Origin of the sequence: Anabaena sp. UHCC 0451 (assembly GCF_034931405.1) — a bacterium.
Classification (GTDB): Bacteria; Cyanobacteriota; Cyanobacteriia; order Cyanobacteriales; family Nostocaceae; genus RDYJ01.
In genome coordinates this window covers 1-4,588 of the sequence record NZ_JAYGHA010000074.1, presented here as the reverse complement: position 1 = coordinate 4,588, position 4,588 = coordinate 1, and the positions used below count along the sequence as shown (strand labels likewise).

General features: G+C 39.0%; 4 protein-coding genes and 1 pseudogene. All 5 read left to right on the top strand.

Annotated elements, in window-relative coordinates:
* The first annotated feature begins 248 nt into the window (after positions 1-248).
* A complete protein-coding gene (locus tag VB694_RS25285) occupies positions 249-971 on the top strand; it encodes a response regulator transcription factor (RefSeq protein ID WP_323363074.1) in 723 nt (240 codons plus the stop codon).
* Positions 972-1,203: 232 nt separating this feature from the next.
* Complete coding sequence (locus VB694_RS25280; RefSeq protein WP_323363073.1) at positions 1,204-2,889, top strand: SpoIIE family protein phosphatase; 1,686 nt, start codon at positions 1,204-1,206, stop codon at positions 2,887-2,889.
* 3 nt (positions 2,890-2,892) lie between these two features.
* The gene (locus VB694_RS25275) at positions 2,893-3,318 is read left to right on the top strand and encodes an anti-sigma regulatory factor (protein ID WP_323363072.1); all 426 of its coding nucleotides are present in this window, start codon (positions 2,893-2,895) and stop codon (positions 3,316-3,318) included.
* A gap of 208 nt (positions 3,319-3,526) precedes the next feature.
* Positions 3,527-3,967 (top strand): hypothetical protein, encoded by a 441-nt coding sequence (locus tag VB694_RS25270; protein ID WP_323363071.1) that lies wholly within the window; start codon positions 3,527-3,529, stop codon positions 3,965-3,967.
* A gap of 268 nt (positions 3,968-4,235) precedes the next feature.
* Positions 4,236-4,588: pseudogene (locus VB694_RS25265) on the top strand (hypothetical protein); the annotation flags it as partial.

Sequence of the window (4,588 nt, the reverse complement as noted above, 5' to 3'; positions counted from 1 at the left end):
CGTTTGGATACAAGTTTAGCTTTGGTGATGGACAAAAGAAGCCTCTCACTCACCCGCAAGGAAAGAAAATCTTTGACCTTGATCTCTACCAGGGCTTTCTGCTGTGATCTTACCGCCATGTATTTATACTATTACACTACGGTCAGATGAATCAGGAAAAGATGCTAAACCCTATCAGTAAATTAATAATCTCATGCTTTTTAGGCGTGGGGAGTGTAAAACTGAGTATTAACAGACATAAGTTGACTATGAGTAAAATTCGCATCGCTCTGATTGAAGATCATGATCTCACTCGTGTGGGTATTCGCACAGCACTCTTACAAAAAAAAGAAATTGAAGTTGTCGGGGAAGCTGCCAATGCTACCGAAGGATTCAAAATGTTAAAAAAACTACAACCAGATATTGCGATTGTTGATATAGGTTTACCAGATCAAGATGGGATTGAGCTAACCAGACAGGTGAAAAGTATTGCTGAAGCTGAAAAATTTGATACTAAAGTGTTAATTTTAACTCTGCAAGATAATAAGGAGTCCGTATTGGCTGCTTTTGCGGCAGGTGCAGACTCCTACTGTATGAAGGATATCAATTACGATAATTTACTCGAAGCAGTGCGGGTGACATACAATGGCTATGCTTGGATTGATCCAGCGATCGCTAGAATAGTGTTACAACAGGCACAACAAAAGCCGAATAGACTAGTATCTATATCATCCTCACATACCAAAACTGTGGGAGATTCTCTAGAATCTGAGGAAAATCAGCAGTCTATCCAACCTTATGCTCTTACGGAACGGGAGTTACAAGTGTTACAATTGATAGTCGAAGGTTGCAGTAATGCAATCATCGCCGAAAGGCTATTTATCACAATTGGCACTGTCAAAACTCACGTTCGCAATATTCTTAACAAGCTATCTGCTGATGACCGTACTCAAGCAGCAGTACGTGCTTTGCGTTCTGGAATTGTGGGGTAATGAGTGAGGAGCAAAATTTTCCTCAACAACCTACTTAAGTGATATCTTTTTGATGGTTAGTTAGCAAACAAGTGGATAAACTTGATAATATCTAGTACACTGCGGCGTAAGTTAATGGACTATTCTCAATCGTTCAAAAGCTGATTCTATATTACTTTTGACTTTTGACTTTTGACTTTTGACTTCCGCCCTGCGGTACTAGCCATTAAAGTGTCTAAAAATATAGTTAAATATGAATGGGAAAGAGGTTGAAAAGCTCAAGCTCATGGTGGTAGATGATGAGCCAGACAACTTGGACTTACTCTATCGCACTTTTTGGCGAGACTTTAAGGTATATAAAGCAAATAACGCCCATGATGCTTTGGCAATCTTAGACCAAGTAGGGGAGATGGCTGTGATTATCTCTGACCAAAGAATGCCAGATATGAATGGCACAGAATTTTTCAGTCTGACAGTGGAGCGTTTTCCCGATACGATTCGGATTTTGCTCACTGGTTTTACGGATGTTGAAGATTTGGTGGATGCGATTAACTCTGGTCAGGTATTCAAGTACATCACTAAACCTTGGAAACCTGAACAACTCAAAGCATTAGTGGAGCAAGGAAGGGATACTTATAAATTAGTTAAAAAGCGGACAAAAGAACTCCGTCATGCTCTGCGAAGAGAATCTTTATTTAATGCTGTGACAACCGCCATTCGGGAATCTTTGGATTATGACAGCATCTTGCAAAAAATTGTGGTCACTATTGGTCAAACATTTGCTGCTACCAGTTGTTTATTGAGACTGGTAGAGGGCGATCTCTTGACACAAACCCAGTTTTCCTATCACGATCCCAAATCCCCAGTTACCAGTCTACCTCTAGACCCTATCCCTTTAATTGCAGAAGTCCTCCATAGCCAACAATATCAATTAACTCAGGATACATACCATCACCAACCTTATTATTATCTAGTTGTACCATTGACCAGCCAACAGCACTTACTAGCTGTGATGACTCTCTATCAATGGGGAAGTGAACAACCTTGGCAAGAGGAAGATATTCAACTCATTACAGGTGTGGCAGAACAAGCAGCTTTAGCTCTTTCCCAAGCCAAACTCTACCAACGCTTGCAAGAAAAACAACAGCAAATCAGGGTTGAATTGCAAGTAGCTCGTCAAATTCAAAACAATTTACTCCGTCAAAGCTTACCTGAGCTTGATAATGTGAAAATACAAGCTTGCTGTTCCCCAGCACGGGAAGTAGGAGGCGATTTTTTTGAGGTCTTTGTCCATCCTAAAGGTGATTTGTGGTTGGCTGTCGGTGATGTTTCTGGTAAAGGTGTGCCAGCGGCTTTATTCATGGCCAGTGCTATTTCCCTATTGCGTCGGGAATTATCCCAAGAATCACCAGCAGAACCGCATATTGTCATGCAAAATCTTAATTATGCTTTAGCTGATGATTTAATCAGTAGCAATTATTTTATTACTCTTGTGATTGCATCTTATAACAGAACTACCAAGGAACTTGTCTATGCTAATGCTGGACATATCTATCCTCTCTTGTGGTTACAGTCGGTAACTTTAGTTACTCAACCCCATTACCTGAAAGTCCGCAGCATCCCCTTGGGTATTTTTACCAAATGGCAGTCAGAGTCCGGCCGCGTGATTCTAGCTCCTGGAGATACACTGCTATTGGCGAGTGATGGAATTACGGAAGCAAAAGTATCATTAGACTCTAATTTAAATTCTAATTTATCTGGAAAAATTGATGATGGTAATCAGCCAATTAACTCTTCTATGCTCAATCAAGAAGGTCTTTGGCAACTTATACAAGAGCAAGCTCAACCTTTGTCTCTTGAAAATTTATTAACTCGTATTCAAACAGATAACCATGTGCAAGAAGATGACCAAACTATACTCTCCCTGGAGGTTTTGTAACTCATGAAAAGTGAGCTTCATGTACCAAGTGATTTAAGTTTTATAAATATCGTGGAAACTTGGTTGCTGGGATGCTTGAAAATCCATCTGGGGGATTCTGTGGATTGGTCAGAGCAATCAGGTCGTTTGCGTTTGGCGTTGGTTGAAGCATATTCTAACGCTGTTCGTCATGCTCACAAAGATCAGCCTAGCTTACCGATTTTACTGCGGTTGGAACTCAAAGATCGGAAATTGGCGATCGAAATTTGGGACTATGGTCAAGGTTTTGATATGTCTACCTACTTTCCTCCCAATCCTAAGCAGAAACAAGAAGGGGGTTATGGGTGGCTGATTATGAATCGTTTGATGGATAAGGTTGAATATCGGTTGCAGGTTAATGGTGCTAATTGTCTCAAGCTAGAAGCGACTATACCAGAACTGATGAAATGAACAGAAAGCAGGTATTTTGTGAAGAAATATGAATAATATGATAACTTTTACCAAATTTATTTGATTTATTAGTGATAGTTATCGAATACTTAATATATTAAGGCTGCTTTCTATGATACAGCCCTGTTTGGGCAATTTAAGATCCTGACTTTAAATAACAAATTAAATACCAACCAAATTTAACCAACCAAATTTATAACTGAAGCTTATGGAACCTTTATTTTGCTTATCACCCCGCTATCGTCTTGATGATGAATCCCCTTGGCTAGAAGGTATCGACCCTAGTCGTCATTACTGGATTGCGGTGAATGGAGAAAAAAAGGTAACATTTGCCCTTCCGGGGTTGATAGTGTCTTCTTTTGATGAGTTTAAAGAAGTAATCCGCAAATTTCGCTCTTTACAACCTGGAGAGATGATGAGTTTGGCGAGAATTTCCAGCCGTTGCATGATTCGCTGCATTGCAACTAACTGTTATGCTGTAGAAGCGAGAATTAATGATGCGCCTGTGTGGCATCTTTTTGATCAAGAAACTTTAGATAGCTTGTTAATGACAGCACACCCAGATTGGCAATGTTCACCCTCAGATATTGAGTTAGGAAGAAAATTGTTACTGCGTTCTTTTTCTCAATCAACTGTGAGCAAGGGTTAATCTATTCAAAATTTAAAATTTCAGATATATTACGTCGATAAAGGCTCATATCCCCGAATTCTTAGAGAAATCGGGGATTTTTGAATATTATACAAAATTCAACTCTTATAAATATAACTATATATTCAGTATCTCTTGTTGACATTTGTAAATATTTATGTCACATTTGTGTTTATATACTTAGGGCTTCAGGTAGATTTTCAGAAACCTGTGACCTAAGTTATGTCCAGTAATGCTTTTAACACCAATAATTGCTCAAATCAAATATATGAATAACGTAATTAAACCCGTCCTCACACTGACCTATAATCAACTCAGCACTTTTTCTGGTTTTGATAACTTCTGGAATCTGTTTGATAAGGCTTTTGGTACACAATATGATCGTACCGTGGCTGTAACACTTCGTTCTCAATGGCAAACTGGTGATTTTAGTCAACTTCCGCAAATTGAGATTCTTGATAGTAGTATTCTTGGCAATGCTAACGGTGCTTATGCGAGTAGTACGAATACAATTTATCTATCAAATACCTTTGTCAATACTTCCACAACTGAAGCAATTAGCGCGGTTTTGTTAGAGGAAATTGGGCATTTTGTAGATGCTGAAATTAATAACTTAGATAG